Here is a 19,857-nt window from a genome sequence, read left to right as displayed (position 1 = left end):
GATGACTCTCATTAGCTATAGAAGCGCACACTTTTTCTTTAGTCAATGGCGGTGGGTTTTACACTGGTGTTCGTGGATGCCGCGAAAGAAGTACACGACTCCGACCTGCACGCCGCCGACGTACCCGACGCCGACGTCTCCGCCGTCGCCGCGCTGGACGAGCCGACGCGCAGAAGGCTGTACGACCATGTGGTGCGCCAGCCGGGCCCGGTCAGCCGGGACGAGGCGGCCGAGGCGCTCGGGCTGGCGCGGCAGACCGCGGCGTTCCACCTGGACCGGCTCGCCGCCCAGTCCCTGCTCGACGTGGTCTACGAGCGGCGCAGCGGACGGAGCGGGCCGGGCGCGGGCAGGCCGGCCAAGCTCTATCGGCGCTCCCCGCGGCAGGTCGCCGTCAGCCTGCCGGACCGGCGTTACGAACTGGCCGGACGGCTCCTGGCCCAGGCGGTGGAGGAGTCCGCCGCGACGGGTGCGCCGGTACGGGACGTGCTGCACCGCAAGGCGGAGGAGCTCGGCTCACAGCTCGGCTCCCAGCGGGGCGGGCAGCGGTCGGCGCCGGGCGACGCGGGCCTCGTCGACCTGCTGGAGCGGCACGGCTTCGAACCCCGGCGCGAGGACGAGGCGATCGTCCTGGCCAACTGCCCCTTCCACGCCCTGGCCCGTGAGCACACCCAGACGGTGTGCGGGATGAACCTCCATCTGCTGCGCGGTGTGCTGCGGGGGGTGGGCGAGACCGGTTTCCAGGCCTGCCTCGCCCCCCAGGACGGCCGGTGCTGCGTCGTGCTGCGGCCGGCCGGCCGAGCGGCTCACTGACGGGCGTACTTCTCCCGCAGCTCCACCTTGCGCACCTTCCCGGACACCGTCATCGGGAAGGCGTCGAGGATCTGCAGCCGGCTCGGGATCTTGTAGTGCGCCAGCTGCCCGTCGCAGAAGGCCCGCAGCTCCTCCAGCGTCAGCGGGTCACCGGGATCGCGCGGGATGACGCACGCCAGCACCTCCTCGCCGTACCGCTCGTGCGGCACGCCGACGACCTGGACGTCCGCGATCTTCGGGTGGGCGTACAGGAACTCCTCGATCTCGCGCGGGTAGATGTTCTCGCCGCCGCGGATGATCATGTCCTTGATGCGGCCGACGATCTCGACGTAGCCGTCCTCGCGCATGACGGCCAGGTCCCCGGTGTGCATCCAGCGGCCGGGGTCGACGGCCTCGGCGGTCTTCTCGGGCTCGTTCCAGTAGCCGAGCATCACGCTGTAGCCGCGGGTGCACAACTCCCCTGCCGTGCCCCGTGGTTGAGTCACCCCGGTCACGGGGTCGACGACCTTCACCTCGATGTGCGGCAGCACGCGGCCGACCGTGCCGGTGCGGTGTTCGAGGTCGTCGTCGCGCCGGGTCTGTGTGGAGACGGGCGACGTCTCCGTCATGCCGTAGCAGATCGACACCTCGGCCATGTTCATCTCGGTGACCACCCGCTTCATCACCTCCACCGGACAGGGCGAGCCCGCCATGATGCCGGTGCGCAGGGAGGAGAGGTCGTAGGAGGCGAAGTCGGGGAGGTTCAACTCCGCGATGAACATGGTCGGTACGCCGTACAGGGAGGTGCACCGCTCCTGCTGGACGGCCTCCAGCGTGGCCTTCGGGTCGAAGGAGGGGGCTGGGATCACCATGCAGGCGCCGTGGGATGTAGCGGCCAAATTCCCCATGACCATGCCGAAACAGTGATAGAACGGCACGGGGATGCACACCCGGTCCTGCTCGCTGTAGGCGATCATCTCGCCCACGAAGTAGCCGTTGTTGAGGATGTTGTGGTGGGAGAGGGTAGCCCCCTTGGGGAAGCCCGTCGTGCCCGAGGTGTACTGGATGTTGATGGGGTCGTCGCAGGACAGCTCCTCGAACGGCACCGGCGTCCCCCGCGCGATCAGCGCCTCCCAGCTCGGGTCACCGATGAACACGGTCTCCCGCAACCGCGGGCATCTGCCCCGCACCTGCTCGACCATCGCCCGGTAGTCGCTCGTCTTGTGACCGAGGGAGGCGAACAGCAGGGAGACGCCGGCCTGGTTGAGGACGTACTCCACCTCGTGGGTGCGGTAGGCCGGGTTGATGTTCACCATGATCGCGCCGATGCGGGCGGTGGCGTACTGGACCAGGACCCACTCCGGGCAGTTGACCGCCCAGATGCCGACCCGGTCGCCCTTGGCCACCCCGCTCGCGAGCAGCGCGTACGCCAACTCGTCGACGTCGGCGGCGAACCGGGCGTAGGTCCAGCGCCGCCCCGAGGCCACGTCGACCAGCGCCTCACGGTCCGGCCAGGCGGCGACGGCCCGGTCCAGGTTGGCCCCGATCGTGTCCCCGAGCAGGACGGTGTCGCTCGTCCCGTGCGTGTACGACAGCTGTGCGCTCACCGGAAGTCCTCCTCGCGGTACTCGGCGTCCGATCCCGCGGTGGTGGCCTCGCGCAGCTCGATGCGGCGGATCTTGCCGGAGACGGTCTTGGGCAGCGGCGCGAACTCCAGGCGGCGGACGCGCTTGTACGGCGCCAGGACCTCCCGCGAGTGCTCGAAGAGCACCTTGGCCGTGTCGGGGCCGGGCTCCCAGCCCTCCGCCAGCACGACGTACGCCTTCGGCACCGCCAGCCGCAGCTCGTCCGGCGCGGGCACGACGGCCGCCTCGGCCACCGCCTCGTGCTCCAGCAGCGCGCTCTCCAGCTCGAACGGGGAGATCTTGTAGTCGGAGGCCTTGAACACGTCGTCCGCACGCCCGACGTAGGTGATGTAGCCGTCGGCGTCCCGGGAGCCGATGTCGCCGGTGCGGTAGTAGCCGCCCGCCATCGCCTCCGCCGTACGGTCGGCGTCGCCGTGGTAGCCGGTCATCACGCCGACCGGCCGCGACGAGAGGTCGAGCGCGATCTCGCCCTCGTCGGCGCCGGGCGCGCCGGAGACGGGGTCGAGGAGTTCGACGCGGAAGCCGGGGCTGGGACGGCCCATGGAGCCGGTCTTCAGGGGCTGGCCGGGGCTGTTGGAGACCTGGACGGCGGTCTCGGTCTGCCCGAAGCCGTCCCGGATGGTCACGCCCCAGGAGCGGCGGACCTGTTCGATGACCTCGGGGTTGAGCGGCTCACCGGCGGCGACGGCCTCGCGGGGCGGGGTGCGCAGCGCGCTCAGATCGGCCTGGATGAGCATGCGCCACACGGTCGGCGGGGCGCAGAAGGTGGTGACGCCGGCGCGGTCCATCTCGGCCATCAGACGGGCGGCGTCGAAGCGCGTGTAGTTGTGGATGAAGACGGTCGCCTCCGCGTTCCACGGCGCGAAGAGGTTGGACCAGGCGTGCTTGGCCCAGCCGGGCGAGGAGATGTTCAGATGCACGTCGCCGGGTTTGAGGCCGATCCAGTACATGGTGGCCAGATGCCCGATCGGGTAGGAGGCGTGGGTGTGCTCGACCAGCTTGGGGCGGGCGGTCGTACCGGAGGTGAAGTAGAGCATCAGCGGGTCGTCGGCCGCGGTCGGTCCGTCGGGGGCGAACTCGGCGGGGGCCGCGTACGCGTCCTCGTACGCCCGCCAGCCCTCGGGCGCGCCGCCGACGGCGATGCGGGTGTAGCGGCCGGGCACCTCGTCGAACTTCCCGGTGTCCTCGGCGCGCACCAGCACATGCCGGACACGTCCGCGCTCCACCCGGTCGCGCAGGTCGGCGGGGCCGAGCAGGGGGGTGGCCGGGATGACGACGGCGCGCAGCTTCATCGCGGCGAGGGCCGTCTCCCACAGCTCGGCCTGGTTGCCGAGCATGACGAGGACGCGGTCCTCGGCGCGGACACCGCACGCCCGCAGCCAGTTGGCGACGCGGGCGGAGCGCTCGGCCATCGCGGCGAAGGACAGCCGGACCTCGCTGCCGTCCTCCTCGACGATGTGCAGCGCGGTGCGGTCGTTCCCCGCCGCGATCACGTCGAACCAGTCGAGCGCCCAGTTGAACCGCTCGGGCCGGGGCCAGTCGAAGCCCTCGTAGGCGGTGGCGTAGTCCTCGCGGTGTTCGAGCAGGAAGTCCCGCGCCCCGCGGAACAGCTCCGTCGCCGTCTTCATCTGACCTCCTGGTTACCGGACCTTGCCGGGCGGCTCTCTGTCATCGTCTAATCCGTGACGTGGGTCTCACTACCCCCGAACGGGGGTGTGCGCTCCGGGGAAGCCGCAGTGAAAGGGCGAGTACGTGGCAGTGGACGCGGCCGCATCGGTGGAGATAAGGGGCGCGCTGGTGCGCCTGCGCCGCTCGACGGGGCTCCCGGTGGCCTTCGGCGGCCTGCTGGACTCCGGGCGCCGCCAGATGCGCATCAGCGAACTGAACGGCACGGCCACCGAGTCCCTGAGCCGGCTCGCGGTGACCGCCGGGAACGGCCTGGGCGGCAAGGCGGTGACCCTGGCCCGCCCCTGCGCGGTGACCGACTACTCCGCCTCACGGCAGATCACCCACGAGTACGACGCCGCCGTCGCCGTGGAGGGGCTGCGCTCGGTGGTGGCGGTCCCGGTCGTGGTACGGCGCCGGGTGCGCGGCGTGCTGTACGGCGCCCTGCGCACGGCCCAGCCCCTGGGCGACCGCACGCTGACGGCGGCCGTGGCGGCGGCGCGGGACGTGGAGCAGGCGCTGGTGGTGCGGGAGGAGGTGCGGGCGTTGCTGGCGGCGGCGCGTCCGGAGCCGGCGCCGAACGAGGAGGGCGCCGCCCTGGAGCAGGTACGCGAGGCCCACGCGGCCCTGCGGGCGTTGGCACCGCGCATCGCCGACCCCGCGCTGCGCTCGGAGCTCCTGGAGGCCTGTGCCCTGCTGACGGCGGAGCGCCCGGCGGCCGGAGTGACACTGGCCCCGCGCGAGTTGGACGTGCTCGCGTGCGTGGCCGCCGGCTCGACGAACGCGGTCGCCGCCGAGCGGCTGGGACTGGGGGTGGAGACGGTCAAGGGCTATCTGCGGTCGGCCATGCGCAAGCTGGGCGCCCACACGCGCGGAGAGGCGGTGGTGGCGGCACGCCGGGCGGGGCTGCTGCCGTAGGGCGGGGGCGCCGCGGCATGGTCCAGCCCACACCGACGACCCCTCATTCATGCACCCCGGCTTTGAATTTCCCTATGCTCGGCTGCTGTTATTTGCCTCACCTCGTCGTCGGTCCGAAATTCAAAGAACTGTTGCCTAATATTGGCCCGGACACGACACACGGAGGGGAGCGGTGACCGTGCGACGGGACTTCAAGGAGCCTGCCAGATGCCGCCCCGACCAGGTCATCGGCAGGGAGGAGCCGTTCACCGCGGCGCGTGAGCAGCTCGCGCGGGGCGGCAGCGTGCTGCTTCACGGGCCGGCCGGAATTGGGAAGTCGACGGTCCTGCGGGCATTGGCCGCGGAATGCGGCGGAGCCGCACGCACCGTGTTGCGCTGCTCGCCCACGGAGAACGAATCCCATCTCCCCTTCCTCGCCCTGGCCGACCTCCTCGGCCTGGTCCTGGACGAGGTGTCCGACCGGCTCCCCACCGCCCAGCGCACCGCCCTGGAGTCGGCGCTCACCGGCCGCGGCGAGTCCACCCTCCAGCGCGACGGCCTCGCCCTGCGCCTGGCCGTGCTGTCCGCCCTGCGCGCCCTCGCCGCCACCGGGCCCGTCCTCGTCGTCGTCGACGACCTCCAGTGGCTCGACCCGGCCAGCGCCGAGCTCCTCGGTTTCGCCGCCCGCCGCCTCGGCGACACCCCGGTGCGCATGCTGTGCGCGGTGCGGACCGAGGGCCAGGAGTACGACCGCTATCTACGCGCGTCCCCGCCGGACACCCTGGCCGTACGTCTGGGCCCCCTCTCGCGCGCCCAGACGTCGGCCCTCCTCGATCACCGCGGCTACACCGGCCTGCCCCGCTCCATCGTCCGGGACATCCACCGCACCAGCGGCGGCAACGCCCTGTTCGCCCTGGAGCTCGGCCGCGCCCTCGCCGAGAACCCCACCCCGCCCCGCCCGGGCGAGCCCCTGCCGGTGCCCACCTCGCTGCGCACCCTGGTGCTGAACCGCCTGGAGATGCTGTCGGAGGAGGCCCGCCGCACCCTCCTCGTCGCCAGTGCCGGCGCCCGTCCCACCCTGGCCCTGCTGCACGCGGCCGGCCGTGACAACGCCGAGGCCGAGACCGCCCAGGCCGCCGCACTCGGGCTGCTGGCGACCGAGCCCGAGGGGCCCGCCGTACGGTTCGCGCACCCGATGATCTCCGCCGCGCTCTACGCGGAGGCACCCGCGCAGGAGCGCCGTGCCGCGCACGCCGCGCTGTCCACGGCGGCCTCCGACCCCATCGAGCGCGCCCGCCACCTGGCCCTCGCGACCACGGGCACCGACCCCGAGGTCGCGGCCCGTCTCGCCGAGGCCGCCGCCCTGGCCCGGGACCGCGGAGCCCCCTCGGTGGCGGCGCAGATCGGCCTGCTCGCCGCCCGGCACACCCCGGCGGACGGCCCGCCGAGCCCGGAGGTGCTGCGGCTGGACGCCGCCGAGGACGCGATCACCGCCGGCGAGCTGGACCTCGCCCGGGACATCGCGCGTGAGGTGCTCACCCGGGCGACCGTGCCCGCGGACCGGGTGCGGGCCTGGATCATCGTGATCGACACGGCGGGCCACGCCATGACGGAGGTCGACGCGATCTTCCCGCAGGCCCTGGCCGACGCGGGCGAGGACCCCCGGCTGCTCGCCCTGGTCCACTACCAACTGACCTGGCGCGCCGTGCTGGTGAAGGGCGACTTCGACGAGGCCCGGGAGGAGGCCGCGTACGCGGCGGCGCTCGCCGCACGGGCCGGCGACCGGTACACCGAGCTGATGGCGCTCGCCTTCCAGGCCCAGATCGAGACCCTCATGGGCCACCCGGACGCCCCCGCGACCATTCGCCGGGCGCTGGAGGAACCGCAGGACCCGAGGGTGGCCTGCCATCACAACGGGGCCGGCTACTCCCGCTTCCGCTGGCTGATCATGAGCGACCAGCTGCCCGAGGCGCGCGCGGCGGTCACCGCGCTGCTGCGCGAGGTGCGCCGGCACGGCTGGGTCGAGAGCGAGGTGCACTTCCTGCGCGGGGTCGCCGAGACCGAACTGCACTCCGGGCACTGCGGGCGCGCCCTCGACCTGGCCCGCGAGAGCCTGCGGCTGGCCCGGGACACCGGGATCGGCGAGGTGGCCTCCGCCGTGCTGACCTCGCTCGCGGAGGCCGCGGGCGGGGAGGTGGACCGGGCGCTGACGCTGGCACGGGAGGCGGTGGAGCACGCCGAGGAGGACGGCGACCAGATGTACGTCTCCCGCGCCCTGGCCGCCCTCGGCCACGCCCAGCTGGTGGCCGGGGACGCGGAGGGAGCGGTGCGTTCGCTGCGGCGCGTGCGGGAGGTGGAGCAGGGCCTCGGCATCACCGACCCGGCCCGGGGCCGCTGGCACGGCGACCTGGCCGAGGCTTTGGTGCGCAGCGGCGAGCTCGCGGAGGCACAGGACGTCATCGACGTCACGCGCGAGCAGGCGCTGCGGCTGGACCGCGAGAGCGTCCTGGCCGTCCTCGACCGGGCCGAGGCGCTGGTGCGCGCGGCGCGCGGGGAACGGGAGGCCGCCGTGGCCCAGTTGACGTCGGCACAGGACCGGCTCGGCAAACTGGGCTACGGCCTGGAGGAGGCGCGGGCCGCCTTCGCCCTGGCCCAGCTGCGCACCGCCCCCGAGGCGCTCGGCGCCCCTCGGGCCGGGGGCAGCTGCGGGCCGGGTCCGACCTCGTACGACGAGGCGGCTCGGCTGTTCCGCCGTTGCCGGGCGCTGCCCTGGCTGCGGCAGGTCGAGGCGGCCACCGAGGCGCGCCCCGCGGAGGCGGTCCCCACCCCCGCCTCCGCGCCGGACGGGCTGGACGGGCTGGACGGTCTGGCCGGGCTCGCCTCGATGGAGCGCCAGGTCGCCGCACTCGTCATGGAGGGCGCGACCAACCGGGAGATCGCCGCCCGTCTGTTCATCAGCGTCAAAACGGTCGAAGCGACACTTACCCGGGTGTATCGCAAGCTCGGGATCCGATCGCGGGTCGACATCGTCAGACTGGCAGCGGGACGCCGTACGACGTGAGTTCACCCGTCCTTGTCGGTCCGCGCAGGTTTACCCGTACACGACCGAGGGTTTTCCCTGCCCAACTCCCTTAGGGGGTTCCCTCATTGGGAAGGCCAAGTTCCGGGACCTAACTTGGGGGATGTGCCGCTCGCCCGGGCACACGGGGGTCGGTCCCGCGACCCCCTTGCACAACCCCCCACACCCGCGCGACCCCCCACCGGCAATCCCCAATGAGGAGTCTCATGTTCGGGCTCACCCGTGCCAGAAAGACCGCCGCCGTCGCGGCGACCGCTGCCGCCGCCGCGGTCGCACTGCTCAGCGCCCCCACCGCTGAGGCCGCGTCCTCCCGCATCGTGGGCGGCACGACGACCACGACGACCGCGTACCCGTTCATGATGCAGATAACGGACGCCTCCCAGAACCAGTTCTGTGGCGGCACGCTCGTCTCCGCGAACAAGGTCGTCACCGCCGCGCACTGCATGGTCGACGAGACCACCAGCAGCGTCCGGGTCGTCGGCGGCCGCACCTACCGCAACGGCACGAACGGCACGGTCAGCCGGGTCAGCGACATCTGGATCCACCCGGACTACACCGACGTCACCCAGGGCAACGACATCGCCGTGCTCACCCTGTCGACGTCGATGCCGTACACCCCGGCCTCGTACGTCGACTCCTCGGACACCGGTGTGTACGCGACCGGCGCCACCGCCCGCATCATCGGCTGGGGCACCACCTCCTCGGGCGGCAGCTCCTCCAACCAGCTGCGGACGGCGACCGTGCCGGTCGTCTCCAACTCCAGCTGTGCGAGCTCCTACGGCTCGAACTTCATCGCGTCCGACATGGTCTGCGCCGGACCCACCTCCGGCGGCGTTGACACCTGCCAGGGCGACAGCGGCGGTCCCCTGCTCATCGGGGGCGTCCTGGCAGGGATCACTTCCTGGGGCGAGGGCTGCGCCCAGGCCGGTTACCCGGGCATCTACACCCGGCTGACCACGTTCTCGGACGAGGTGACCGAACAGGTCCAGTCGTAACCGGGATCGTCACCCAGAGGGTCTCCTGAGCACAGCTCAGGTGAAAGACCAGGGGGCGTTGCGGGCCTCCACGAGCGGCCCGCAACGCCCCCTCTCCATGTCCTTGCCCATGTCCTTGCCCATGCCCTTGCCCTTGCCCTTGCCCATGTTCTTGCCCGATGGTCGGTGCCCGTGGTCAGGTCCGTTGTCAGTGCGGCCTGTTTCAATGGGTGCCGGTTGGGAGTGATGGGCGTTGGGGGTGATGGCATGGTGTCCGCAGACCGTTTCCTGGCCTTCGCGGCGATGTCGGTGCTGGTGATCGTGATTCCGGGCCCGAGTGTCCTGTTCGTCATCGGCCGCGCCCTGGCCCATGGCCGGCGCACCGCCGTGGCGACCGCGCTCGGCAATGTCTTCGGGTCGTATCTGCTGGTGGTGGCCGTAGCGGTCGGCATCGGCTCCCTCGTGGAGCGGTCCGTGGCGGTCTATCTGACGGTGAAGCTGGCCGGTGCGGCCTATCTGGTCTGGCTGGGTGTGCAGGCGTTCCGGCACCGCAAGGACCTGACGGCGGCGGCGATACGGACGCAGCCGACGGGACCGGCGCGCGGCGATCTGCGCACGGTCCTCGACGGCGTCCTCGTCGGTGTCACCAACCCGAAGGGCGTGGTGTTCTTCGCCGCCGTACTCCCTCAGTTCGTGGACCACTCGGCCGGCCATGTCCCGCTGCAGATGCTGCTGTTGGGCCTGGTCCCGATCACCATCGGCCTGGTCACGGACACCCTGTGGGGGCTGACCGCGTCGGCGGCCCGTACCTGGTTCGCCCGCTCCGACCGCCGGCTGTCGCTGATAGGCGGCGCGGGCGGGTGCACGATGATCGGACTCGGGGTGACGGTCGCGGTGACGGGACGGGCGGACTGACGCCCGCGTTGACGACGGGACCTGGGGGATGGACGACAGGTCCTGGGGCCTGCCCGGCGGTTCCTGCCGGACAGGCCCCAGGCCCCAGGCCTCAGGCCCCAGGCCCCGAGGAGCGCTCAGCGCTTGAGCGTGAAGGTGAAATCGCCGGAGAGCTTGCCGTTCAGCCGGACTGCCGAAACGAGCTTCCCCTCCCTGATCAGTCGCTCGACCTCGGCCCGTGAAAGACCGCAGCCTTCAGCGATCAGCCGCACCGGCCGGACAGGAATCCGCGCGGCGAAGCGGACCGAGACGTCGATCACCTCGCGGTCCAGGTGATCCGATCCGCAGGTGTCGAGGCGCCAGGCGTCCTCCCAGTCGAGGGCGATGCGGTTACGGCGCCGCACGACCGGATCCTGGAGCAGCTCGGCCGCCAGGCCAAGGTCGTTGGCATGCAGCCGGTCCAGCAGCTCAGGTCGTACGGAGCGCACATTCATCCGCTCCAGGACCGTGAGCTTCGCGGTGTCCCCGCAAGCGGTACAGAGCACGAGGAGCCAGGCGTCGATGAGCTTGTGGTTGGCGTTGACGCGAAACTTGCCGCTTGCCCGGAAGCTCCCGGACGCGCACGTGTGGCAACGCCGGAGAACGAGCGGCAGGCAGGTGGGCATGACCACCCAGTCATTGAGCACAGAAGTACACCGGTTTCAGTGAGAAGTCCGCAGCAAAAAGCAGCGCGGCGCACAGACGCGACGCGCGACGAATCAGCGCTTGGGAGGTCTCACACGGTGTACAACGGCATGCCCTTGACTGGACGACTGGGTTCGGCAGCACGGTAGCGGCGCACAGCGACGCTGTTCCACCGGTTTTCGAGCGTCACCTCACCGCCTTGCCGAAGCGTGGCCCACTCGTCATTGGGCGGCCCTAGGGGATGACGGTCCCGAAGCGGATGTCGTACGGCGCGCCCGGGTGCAGCACCCTCAGCATCCGCTCCGCCTCCTCGGTCACCTCCGCGCACTGGGCCTTGGTGAGCTCGGTGAACTGCTCGATGACGAGGGCGTCGTCGAGGATCCGCCACACGCCGGCGAGGAAGCCGTCGACGAGGAGCGGACAGTAGACCGTGTTCGCCTGCCAGGTGCGGCCCCGGTCGGCGGGCGGCACGACCCGGGTCCGGTCGGCGTGGGAGAGGAGGAGGTTGTCGAACTCGGGCAGGAAGCGGGGCGGGGCCGGGGTGTCCGGGTCAGGGCGCGGGGCGTCGGGGAGGTCGAAGAGTTCGACGCCGTTCTCGTCCCGGAAGGTGACCAGCTGGGGACGGAGCCGTTCGAAGGCGGCGCGCATCCGGGTCAGGCCGGACCAGGTCTGCATGTCCTTCACGGAGGCCGGCCCGAAGGCCGCCAGGTAGCGCAGGACCGTGGCGTCGGGCGAGGCGGCCGGTTCGGCGGGACGGCCGAGCCAGTGTTCGAGGGTGGTGAGGACGACCTGGGCGCTCCTCCCCCACAGTCCGCGCGGGGTCACCTGGACGAGAGGGAGCGTGCAGCGGGCGGCGACGGCCAGGGACTGCGGGTCGGCGTCCGGCCACTCGGCGCCCAGGGCCGCGCGCAGTTGCTTCATGGTGCGGGGTTCGGCCTCGACGAGTTCGCGGGCGAGTACGGCGAGCCGGTCCAGGTCGACGCCGACGAGGCCCTTGCGGAAGTAGTTCACCTCGCGGTCCCGGGCGGGCTGCACCAGCGGACGCAAGGTGAGACCGTCGTCGGCGGTGTGCAGGTGGATCGTCGAGCGCATGGTCACGATGCGCACGGCCGCGCGGTCGGCCAACAGCCCGGACAACTCCTCGGGCGTGAAGCCTTCGAGGCGGGCGGCGAGCGCGTAGTACGGCGGCTTGACCTCCTGGGCCTGGAGGCCGACCAGGTGCTCCACGGCCGTCAGGGCGGACAGCGGCGAGCGGCGCAGCAACAGCTGCCGGTCGAGGGTGGCACGGTTGAGGGCGCGGGTGCCGAGCACGGGGCCGAGCGGGGCCGTCGTCTGCTTCGTGCTGCGCTGGGTCGTGGTCCGCTTCGTCATGCCGGGCACGCTAGCGAGGCTTGCGGACACCTTCCGTCCGCAACTCTCACGGAGTCCAGGATCACCCCGCCCCGCCCACGCCATTCGCCCCGTATATCCTGCTCCGAGATCACGCACCAGTCGTCCCGACCGGGAGGCAGCCGCGATGTCCGAGCGACGCGCCCGCCCCACCGCGAAGAACTCCATGAAGTCAGTCTGGCGACGGGCCCTCACTCCGGCGCAGCCACCGCAGCCACCGACTCCCGATCCGCCGACGCGCCCTTCTGTTCCGGAGTCCTCCGATGTGGCAAGTGTCGTGGAGGCGGCGCTGTACCAGGACGGCGTCCGCGTCTCCTCCCCCGCCACCCTCGCCGACACCTACCGCGAGCTGCGCGACCAGCCGTCCGGCATGGCATGGATCGGGCTTGCCCGCCCCACGGAGGCCGAACTTCTCTCTCTCGCCGCCGAGTTCGACCTGCACCCGCTCGCGGTCGAGGACGCGATGGAGGCACACCAGCGGCCCAAGCTGGAGCGCTACGGCGACACGCTCTTCGTGGTCCTGCGTGCCGCCCGCTACCTGGACGCGCCCGAGGAGGTCGACTTCGGCGAACTGCACGTCTTCGTCGGCCCCGACTTCGTGATCACGGTCCGCCATGGCGCGGCGCCCGACCTGTCGGCGGTGCGCCGGCGCATGGAGGAGACGCCGGAGCTGCTCAAGCTCGGCCCGGAGGCGGTGCTCTACGCGATACTGGACGCGGTCGTCGACGGTTACGAGCCGGTGGTGGCGGGCGTCCAGAACGACATCGACGAGATCGAGACCGAGGTCTTCCGCGGCGACCCGGAGGCCTCCCGCCGCATCTACGAACTCTCCCGCGAAATGGTCGAGTTCCAGCGCGCCACCCGCCCCCTGGTCGGCATGCTGCACGGCCTGATGGCCGGCTTCTCCAAGTACGGCACGGACGAGGAGCTACAGCGCTACCTCCGCGACGTCGCCGACCACGTCACCCACACCAGCGAACGCGTCGACGGCTTCCGCCAGGCCCTCACCGAGATCCTCACGGTCAACGCGACGCTGGTCACGCAGCAACAGAACGCGGAGATGCGGGCGTTGGCGGAGGCGGGGTTCGAGCAGAACGAGGAGATCAAGAAGATCTCGTCCTGGGCGGCGATTCTGTTCGCGCCGACGCTGGTCGGGACGATCTACGGGATGAACTTCACGCACATGCCGGAGTTGCACTGGGTGCTCGGATACCCCTTCGCCATTGCCCTAATGGGGGTCGTTTGTACCAGTTTGTACGTCGTCTTCAAGCGACGAGATTGGCTCTGAGTAATCACCGCGGAGGGCTGCTGTCTTGAGCGCGTGCAGCTCCGATCGAGGGCATGGATGACGCGTTCGGGGCCGCTGGGGAGTGTGTGGGGAGAATGAGCCGCGCTCCGTTCGGGACGGTCTCCTGCGATCGTGGGCGTTGGCATGCGAGAGCCTCGCCGACTGCACGGACCGTAGTGGCCTTCCGGGCTGAAACTCCAAAAGACCGGGCGCAGCGAGGTGCTGTGCCCATCCGTTTGCGCGGGTTGCGGGAGTGGTGGTTTCCGCCTGGGGATGACGCCGGCCGCAGCCAGAGCCGGCTTCCACACCTCGACGTTGAAGATGTTCGCGCGAAGGGCGTTGCCGTACGTCGTCGTGATGACGAGCGGGAGCTTCCGAGTCTCGCGATCGGGTTCCGGGCCGCCCCACGGCAGCTGCACCTCCACCGCGGCAGGCGCACATCGAGTGACGATCCCGAGCTGTTCGCCGCATACCGGGTGCTGGCCGCTGACCTCGGCGGCGCAGTCACCGCCCATCTTGACGTGCTCACCACCCAACTCACCCAGATCATCGGGCCCGGCGCCGACGCCGGCGTCTTCATCACCACCGAGCCCACGACCACCGCCCGAGCCGTCTTCCATGCCCCGGGCCGCTTTCACGACCCCCGCTACTTCCGCGACTGGGGACAACACGACATCGAGGCCCATTTCGACGCAGTGGTGGAACTGGTGCTACGTGGGCTCCGCGCCCGAACGGGCCGCCCACCCGGAGCCTGATCGGCCTTCTTTTCCCACCCTGCCCACGTTGGTCAGGCCCGATAGTCAACGCACCCCGCAGCCGGATCACTCTGCTGTAGTACCGCGCGAGCCTTGGCGACCTCCGACTCCGCACGATCGCCGGCCTCCTGGGCGCGGTCCGCAGCTCTTCTGCTCGCGGCCCGGAAGGCGATGAGTGCTGTCACGAAACCGGCGAGCACCGCGCTGTAGTGGGCGGTGCGGGCGAGCAGATGTGCATGTCGCAGGTTCAGACGGACGGCAGTACGTCGGCCGTCCCGCCCTCGTCTGCCCGCCGAACCGGCCGCGTGGGCCGCGTTGGCCGCGCCCGCGGCGCAGAGTTCGGCGAGCACGGCGAGCGAGGATGCCAGGGGCACCAGACCGCCCAAGGCCAGACCAGCCGCCAGGGGGACCGAAATGACACGTTCCGATGTCGGATGCGTCGGCATGAACACGGTTGCCAGACCGTAGCCGGCCATGCCGATCAGCATGAAGGCGCCGAATGCGTTCCCGATCAGGGACTTGAGCGGACCCGCCCTGCCTTCCTCGCCCGACGGCTCCTCATTGACGGGCGCCCTTCCGTCACTGCCCGGGCCTCCGACCGACTCATGCTCCTCAATGTGCCCGGTCTGGTGGAAGGTTGGCCGGGACGAAGAATGATGATGCACGTCCCCGATGACGTCACCTGCGATGAAAATGCCGGGACCGTGGTTGTGCTGGTCCAGCCGGGTCGGGGGTTCAGGTGTCTCTGCCATGCGCCGCGCCGTGATTGATGGTGAGCCCCCCGGCGACACTGCCGTTGATGAAGGTGCCCGAGCCGTGGTTGTGTTGGTTGATCACCGTGGCCGGCCCGTTCCTTTCCGCAAGCGCCCGCAGCTCCTCGAAGGCCTCATGGTCCGCGCGCAGGCGTCCTTCCAAGCCCAGCGCCCACCCCGCGGCTGCCCTGCGTGCCGCCTCGTCCCGCGCGGGCTCGGAACACTCCATCACACTCGCTCGATCCTGGTCGAGGCGCTCCAACTCGGCTGCGGTGTCCGGCTGGTCGCCGCGTCGCAGCAAGCGCCGGATGATGTCCCGCGCCTTCGCGTAGGTGTCCTGTGATGCCTGGCTGAGAAGTGCCGCGAACACTGTCGTCGCGGCGAAGGTCAGCTCGTCCACGTATGTCTTCTCCCCCACTGGTCCCAGCACTGTATCCGCGCGCGCAGATGTCGGCAGCCGAAACGGGTCATCCCGGGTCCCGTCGGCCGTCAGGGAGTCGTTCTCCTCAACTCCCTGATGATGAAAGGGCATTGGATAGCGCCTGCCCGCCCTGCTGGACGACGGTTCCCGCCACCAGCGCGGGCAGGGCTTGAGCGACCCCCCTCAGCGCGCCGGCCTGCACCTGGGGGTCAGAAGCGGCCAGCGAGGTGTCGACGGGCAGCACATCACCTCTCAGGCACACTCTCGTCAACTTGTGAACCTTCCATGTACTCTGCGAACGAACAGGTCAGAAGTAGGGGCGCCGGGGGGGCCGCAGTGCTGGTTCATGCAGTCGGTCATGCGCGTTGGCGTCGACCGGGAGTGAGTGGCCGGTTAGAGCCGCGGCGCCGCCCGGTTCGGTGATTCTCTCGGTGGCGGGGCATGGCATCCCGTCGTCCCGACCCCTCTGCCGTCGGCCGTAGCTCCGCGGGCCGCCCCCTTCCTGCGCCTCCTCGGCGGCGTACGACCGAAGGCGCCGCACCCCTGATTTCGCCGGACAGCTGATCGCGGCGTCCGTGCCGGTCTGCGGCCGTGCATTGCTCCGTTGACACACCCTCCCACGACCCTGAATTCGAGCACCAGTTCTATTTATGTCCGCTTTCGCCCGGTCCCGCACCGGGCTCTTCATGCGAAACGGTTCTGATCCATGTCCACCCCCCGAATTCCCTCCGCCGACGGCCGGGCTGCCGTACGGAGACCGTCATGAGACGGAACCGACGACGCGCCGCACGGCTGTCCGCCGCCGCGCTCGCCCTGACCCTGGCCCTGACGGTGGCCCCGGGCGCGCCGTTCGCCGTGCAGTCGGCGAGTGCCGCGCCGGAAACCCCGAGGACCCCCTCCGAAGTGGCGCTGGCCGAGGCCGAGGCCACCGGTGAGCGGGTCGAGGTGGTCGCCGAACGCACCGAGCGCGACACGGTGTTCGCCAACCCGGACGGCACCACCCTCACCCTGGAGAAGTCGATCGTCCCGGTGCGGGTCGCCGAGCAGGACGGCGGCTGGACACGGCCCGACGCCACGCTCGTGAAGCGCGCGGACGGATCGATCGGCCCGAAGGCCGCCACCGTCGACCTCACCTTCTCCGGCGGCGGCCCCGGCAGCGGCCTGGTCACCATCGGCGAGGCGGGCCGCTCGGTGACGCTCGGCTGGCCGGGCACCCTGCCCGAGCCGCGCCTGGACGGCACCCGTGCCGTCTACGAGAACGTGCGCCCCGACGTCAACCTCATCCTGACCGCGACGCCCGAGGGTTTCCGGCAGGTGCTGGAGGTCGAGACGCTCGACGCCGCCGCCGACCCCGCTCTGAAGAGCATCGAGTACGGCCTGGACGCCGAGGGCCTGGCCGTGCGCCCGGGCGCCACGGGCAGCATGGAGGTGGTCGACGGCAACGGCCAGGTCGTCTTCCGTTCGCCGAGCGCTCGGATGTGGAACTCCGCCGGAGCGCCGGCCACCGACGAGGGCATGTCCGCGCAGATCGCCGACCGTCGGCCTCTGGGAGCGGCCACCGCCGACGAGGCCGACCCCGAGCCCATCCCGGTGAACCCGCCCGTGCGTGAGGACCCCCTGGAGGGTCCGCGCTCGGGCGACGAGTCGGCGGTGATGGACGTCGTCCTGGACGAGGACTCCGTCCGTGTCGTCCCCGACGCCGGCCTCGTCGCGGACACCACGAAGGCCGAACTGCCCTTGTACATAGACCCGGCCGTGGAACTCAACGAGGGCGAGCGCACGGTGCTGTCGTCCGACGGCGATGTCTTCTACAACTTCTCCGGCGGCACCAACGGCATGAGCGTCGGCAAGTGCGGCACCGCCGTGATCGGCGGCATCTCGTACTACTGCGGCAGCGGCTATGTGAACCGGATGTACTTCGAGTTCGCCCCGGACAAACTCAAGGGCAAGCACATCCTGGACGCCGAGTTCTGGGTGACGGAGACCTGGTCGTTCTCCTGTGACGCCCGTTGGGTCGACCTGGAGCGGACCAACAACATCACCAAGGCCAGCAAATGGCCCGGCCCGACGAAGCTGGACCAGATGGGCGACCGGCATGTCTCGGCCGGACGCGGCTCCAACTGCTCGCCGGCCCAGCCCGCGGCACCGATCAAGTTCAAGGACAACGCAGAGGAGAAGGACGAGAACCTGACCCCGACCGTCAGGTCCTTCGCGAACGGCGCGTTCCCCCGGCTGACGCTGATGCTCATGGCCAAGGACGAGTCGGACACCGTCTCCTGGAAGCGTTTCGACGACGACGCCGTCCTCAAGGTCGACTACGTCAGCAAGCCGGCCACGCCCACCGCGTACGGCATCAGGGCCGGTGCGAGCCGGGTGTGCAGCAAGTCGGAGTCGTCCCCCAGCATGATCACCGACCCGAAGCCCGATCTGCTGGCCACTCCGGAGACGGCGGCCGGCGGTGAGTCCGGCGGGCGGCTGCGGGTCTACTTCGACGTGGACGTCAAGAACGGCACCACATGGTCCGATGCGCCTCAGCCGAGCACCGGATCCCTGAAACCGACCTCGGGCCATGTCTCGTACAGCAGCAGCCTGAAGAACTTCCCGGCGCAGACCAAGGACTGGGACAACCCGCTCGCCGACGGGAAACTGCACCGCTACCGGGCCGCCACCCAGTCGCTGTACAACGGCGACGACAGCCATCTGACCGGCCCCTACTCCCCGTGGTGCTACTTCCTCGTCGACAGCAAGGCCCCGCAGAAGCCGAGCGTCACCTCCTGGACCGTCTACAGCGAGTGCGTGACCGGCGGCACCTGCACGGTGGGCGGTGGCCCCGGCAAGTCCGGCACCGCACTCTTCGGGCCCGCCCCCGGCGAGGCCGGCACCAACACCGGCTACCGGTACAGGCTCTCCTCGAACTCCGCGTGGTCGGACTGGAAGAGCGGCGCCACCTACCGGGCCACGTTCACCCCGCCGTCCTCCGGCACCTATCTGCTGCACGTCCAGGCCAGGTCCGCCGGCTACCCGAACGGCGGCGACGAGCAGATCGTCCGCTTCCTGGTGGACGAGGGGCCGAAGCCCGTCGCGCACTGGAACTTCGACGAGACCGGCGGCGCTGCAGTGGACACCTCGACCACCGACAGCGCGCTGCGCGACGACCTGACCCTGTCCGGCGCGGTCCGTTCGTCCAACGGGCGGCGCGGCGAGATCGTCAAGCAGCCCGCGACGGACACCGAACCGGCTGTGCTCGGACCGGACCAGGCGCTGAAGCTGGCGAACTCGGCATACGCGGCGACCGCCGAGCCGGTCCTGCAGACGGCCGCCTCATACACTGTCGCCGCCTGGGTCCGCCTCGACACGACCGGTCGGTTCTTCACCGCCGTGAGCCAGGACGGCACGTATTACAGCCCGTTCTTCCTCGGCTACTGCGAAAGCACGAAGACCTGGTGCGTACGGCTGCCCGACGCGGACGCCGCCTCCACTTCCATGGACAACCAGCGCGTCGATGCCAAGAGCCCGGCACAGACGGATGTGTGGACGCATCTGGCCGCGGTCGTGGACCACGACAAGAACGTCCTCGCGCTCTACATGAACGGGCAGCTCCAGGGCACCGACACCATCACAACCAACTGGTCCGCGGGCGGCCGATTCCAGATCGGCCGGGCCAAGTACAAGGGCAGCCACGTGGACCACTTCGGCGGTGAGATCGACGAGGTGACCGTCTGGCAGGACGCCAAGTCCGCCGAGGAGATCGCCACCGAGGCCAGGCTCACCGACGGCCCCGACGGCACGGGCATGCCCCAGCTGGAGCTGGTGGCCGACCTGAACGCCTCCGGTGCCTCCGGCACGACCGTCCAGGACACCACCAGCGGTTACGGGCCCACCATCACCCTGGGCGGCGGTGCCCGACTGGCGGACGAGTCCATCGTCCTGGACGGCACCGGCGGCGCCGAGTCGAGCTCTCCGCTCGTTGACGCCACCGGCTCCTTCACCGTGGCCGTCGAGGCACTCGTCGACGGCGCCGCGCTGGTGGACAAGCCGAACGGCCACCGCACGCAGATCCTCGGCCAGCGCACGGAGACCGGCTCGTCCTGGGGCTTGTGGTTCGAGAAGACCGGTGTGGACAGCACCGGTCACGAGGTGCTCGACGAGAACGGTGATCCGGTCCTCGACGAGAACACCGGCGAACCGCTCTCGGAGAAGTGGGCGCTCGGCCGCTGGCACTTCGGCCGGCTGACCGCCGACGGCACGGGCGCCTCCGTGCAGAGCGACGACACGGCGGTCCTCGGCACCGAGGTCCAGCTCGTCGGTGCCTACGACGCCCAGAGCCGGCAGATCTCCCTGTTCCTCGTCGACCGGCAGGGCGAGCCCACCGAGTTCACGGCCGCGGCGAGCAGCGGCGGCGCCGCCATCGGCAAGGGCTGGCTGAACAGCGTGTGGGGCAACCACACGCCGGGCCGTGTCAACCACATCCGGATGTGGGCGGGCGCGGTGCAGAGCGCCCACCACAAAACCGCGGTCGTCGGCGACTGACCGCACGGCACCACAGGGGCGCGGGTCGTCCGACGGCCCGCGCCCTGCCCGTGTCCACCGGCGGCCCGACCGGGCCGCCCTACCCACCCCCCTC

Annotated in this window: 14 protein-coding genes; 8 read left to right on the top strand and 6 right to left on the bottom strand. The window is 70.8% G+C overall.

Going from position 1 to position 19,857, the window contains the following annotated elements:
* Positions 1-66: 66 nt before the first annotated feature.
* Complete coding sequence (locus AQI70_RS16495; RefSeq protein ID WP_425264617.1) at positions 67-810, top strand: helix-turn-helix transcriptional regulator; 744 nt, start codon at positions 67-69, stop codon at positions 808-810.
* On the opposite strand, the gene AQI70_RS16490 is transcribed toward AQI70_RS16495, so the two are convergent.
* Both AQI70_RS16490 and AQI70_RS16485 read right to left on the bottom strand, forming a co-directional pair.
* Complete coding sequence (locus AQI70_RS16490; RefSeq protein ID WP_062149885.1) at positions 804-2,396, bottom strand: AMP-binding protein; 1,593 nt, start codon at positions 2,394-2,396, stop codon at positions 804-806. The genes AQI70_RS16495 and AQI70_RS16490 overlap by 7 nt on opposite strands.
* Positions 2,393-4,063, bottom strand: coding sequence for an AMP-binding protein (locus tag AQI70_RS16485; protein ID WP_062149883.1), 1,671 nt, complete (start codon positions 4,061-4,063; stop codon positions 2,393-2,395). The genes AQI70_RS16490 and AQI70_RS16485 overlap by 4 nt, the downstream gene beginning before the upstream one ends.
* Positions 4,064-4,187: 124 nt before the next feature.
* Here AQI70_RS16485 and AQI70_RS16480 point away from each other — a divergent pair, with 124 nt between their 5' ends.
* The 4 genes from AQI70_RS16480 to AQI70_RS16465 all read left to right on the top strand — a co-directional run bounded on the left by AQI70_RS16480 (position 4,188) and on the right by AQI70_RS16465 (position 9,965).
* Positions 4,188-5,018, top strand: a complete 831-nt coding sequence (locus AQI70_RS16480; protein ID WP_079051322.1) for a response regulator transcription factor — start codon at positions 4,188-4,190, stop codon at positions 5,016-5,018.
* Positions 5,019-5,190: 172 nt separating this feature from the next.
* Positions 5,191-8,058, top strand: a complete 2,868-nt coding sequence (locus AQI70_RS16475; RefSeq protein ID WP_062149876.1) for a helix-turn-helix transcriptional regulator — start codon at positions 5,191-5,193, stop codon at positions 8,056-8,058.
* 224 nt (positions 8,059-8,282) lie between these two features.
* Complete coding sequence (locus AQI70_RS16470; RefSeq protein WP_062149873.1) at positions 8,283-9,071, top strand: S1 family peptidase; 789 nt, start codon at positions 8,283-8,285, stop codon at positions 9,069-9,071.
* Between the two features lie 246 nt (positions 9,072-9,317).
* Complete coding sequence (locus AQI70_RS16465) at positions 9,318-9,965, top strand: LysE family translocator (protein WP_062149870.1); 648 nt, start codon at positions 9,318-9,320, stop codon at positions 9,963-9,965.
* A 116-nt stretch (positions 9,966-10,081) separates the two neighbouring features.
* On the opposite strand, the gene AQI70_RS16460 is transcribed toward AQI70_RS16465, so the two are convergent.
* Both AQI70_RS16460 and AQI70_RS16455 read right to left on the bottom strand, forming a co-directional pair.
* Positions 10,082-10,609, bottom strand: a complete 528-nt coding sequence (locus AQI70_RS16460) for a DUF1062 domain-containing protein (RefSeq protein ID WP_062149866.1) — start codon at positions 10,607-10,609, stop codon at positions 10,082-10,084.
* 253 nt (positions 10,610-10,862) lie between these two features.
* Positions 10,863-11,999, bottom strand: coding sequence for a winged helix DNA-binding domain-containing protein (locus AQI70_RS16455; protein ID WP_062149862.1), 1,137 nt, complete (start codon positions 11,997-11,999; stop codon positions 10,863-10,865).
* 145 nt (positions 12,000-12,144) lie between these two features.
* Between AQI70_RS16455 and AQI70_RS16450 the strand changes: the two genes are divergently transcribed.
* Positions 12,145-13,305 (top strand): magnesium and cobalt transport protein CorA, encoded by a 1,161-nt coding sequence (locus AQI70_RS16450; protein WP_079051320.1) that lies wholly within the window; start codon positions 12,145-12,147, stop codon positions 13,303-13,305.
* A gap of 224 nt (positions 13,306-13,529) precedes the next feature.
* Positions 13,530-14,060, top strand: coding sequence for a hypothetical protein (locus tag AQI70_RS37490; RefSeq protein ID WP_062149857.1), 531 nt, complete (start codon positions 13,530-13,532; stop codon positions 14,058-14,060).
* A gap of 32 nt (positions 14,061-14,092) precedes the next feature.
* Here the strand turns inward: AQI70_RS37490 and AQI70_RS39195 are convergent, their stop codons facing one another.
* Positions 14,093-14,812, bottom strand: a complete 720-nt coding sequence (locus AQI70_RS39195; protein ID WP_159042672.1) for a hypothetical protein — start codon at positions 14,810-14,812, stop codon at positions 14,093-14,095.
* The gene (locus tag AQI70_RS16435; RefSeq protein ID WP_159042671.1) at positions 14,796-15,212 is read right to left on the bottom strand and encodes a hypothetical protein; all 417 of its coding nucleotides are present in this window, start codon (positions 15,210-15,212) and stop codon (positions 14,796-14,798) included. The genes AQI70_RS39195 and AQI70_RS16435 overlap by 17 nt, the downstream gene beginning before the upstream one ends.
* A gap of 783 nt (positions 15,213-15,995) precedes the next feature.
* On the opposite strand from AQI70_RS16435, the gene AQI70_RS16430 reads away from it, so the two are divergent.
* Positions 15,996-19,763 (top strand): LamG-like jellyroll fold domain-containing protein, encoded by a 3,768-nt coding sequence (locus tag AQI70_RS16430; protein ID WP_062149848.1) that lies wholly within the window; start codon positions 15,996-15,998, stop codon positions 19,761-19,763.
* The last annotated feature ends 94 nt before the right edge of the window (positions 19,764-19,857 follow it).

Source organism: Streptomyces curacoi (assembly GCF_001513975.1).
In the GTDB taxonomy this organism is placed as follows: Bacteria; Actinomycetota; Actinomycetes; order Streptomycetales; family Streptomycetaceae; genus Streptomyces; species Streptomyces curacoi.
The sequence above is the reverse complement of the archived record's forward strand: the minus strand, read 5'-3'. Positions and strand labels throughout refer to the sequence as shown.

Excerpts from the sequence above, each read along its gene's own strand:
- AQI70_RS16450 (WP_079051320.1), top strand. The coding sequence starts at position 12,145 with ATGTCCGAGCGACGCGCCCGCCCCACCGCGAAGAACTCCATGAAGTCA.
- AQI70_RS16465 (WP_062149870.1), top strand. The coding sequence starts at position 9,318 with ATGGTGTCCGCAGACCGTTTCCTGGCCTTCGCGGCGATGTCGGTGCTG.
- AQI70_RS16455 (WP_062149862.1), bottom strand. The coding sequence starts at position 11,999 with ATGACGAAGCGGACCACGACCCAGCGCAGCACGAAGCAGACGACGGCC.
- AQI70_RS16485 (WP_062149883.1), bottom strand. The coding sequence starts at position 4,063 with ATGAAGACGGCGACGGAGCTGTTCCGCGGGGCGCGGGACTTCCTGCTC.
- AQI70_RS16430 (WP_062149848.1), top strand. The coding sequence starts at position 15,996 with ATGAGACGGAACCGACGACGCGCCGCACGGCTGTCCGCCGCCGCGCTC.
- AQI70_RS16470 (WP_062149873.1), top strand. The coding sequence starts at position 8,283 with ATGTTCGGGCTCACCCGTGCCAGAAAGACCGCCGCCGTCGCGGCGACC.
- AQI70_RS39195 (WP_159042672.1), bottom strand. The coding sequence starts at position 14,812 with ATGGCAGAGACACCTGAACCCCCGACCCGGCTGGACCAGCACAACCAC.
- AQI70_RS16460 (WP_062149866.1), bottom strand. The coding sequence starts at position 10,609 with ATGCCCACCTGCCTGCCGCTCGTTCTCCGGCGTTGCCACACGTGCGCG.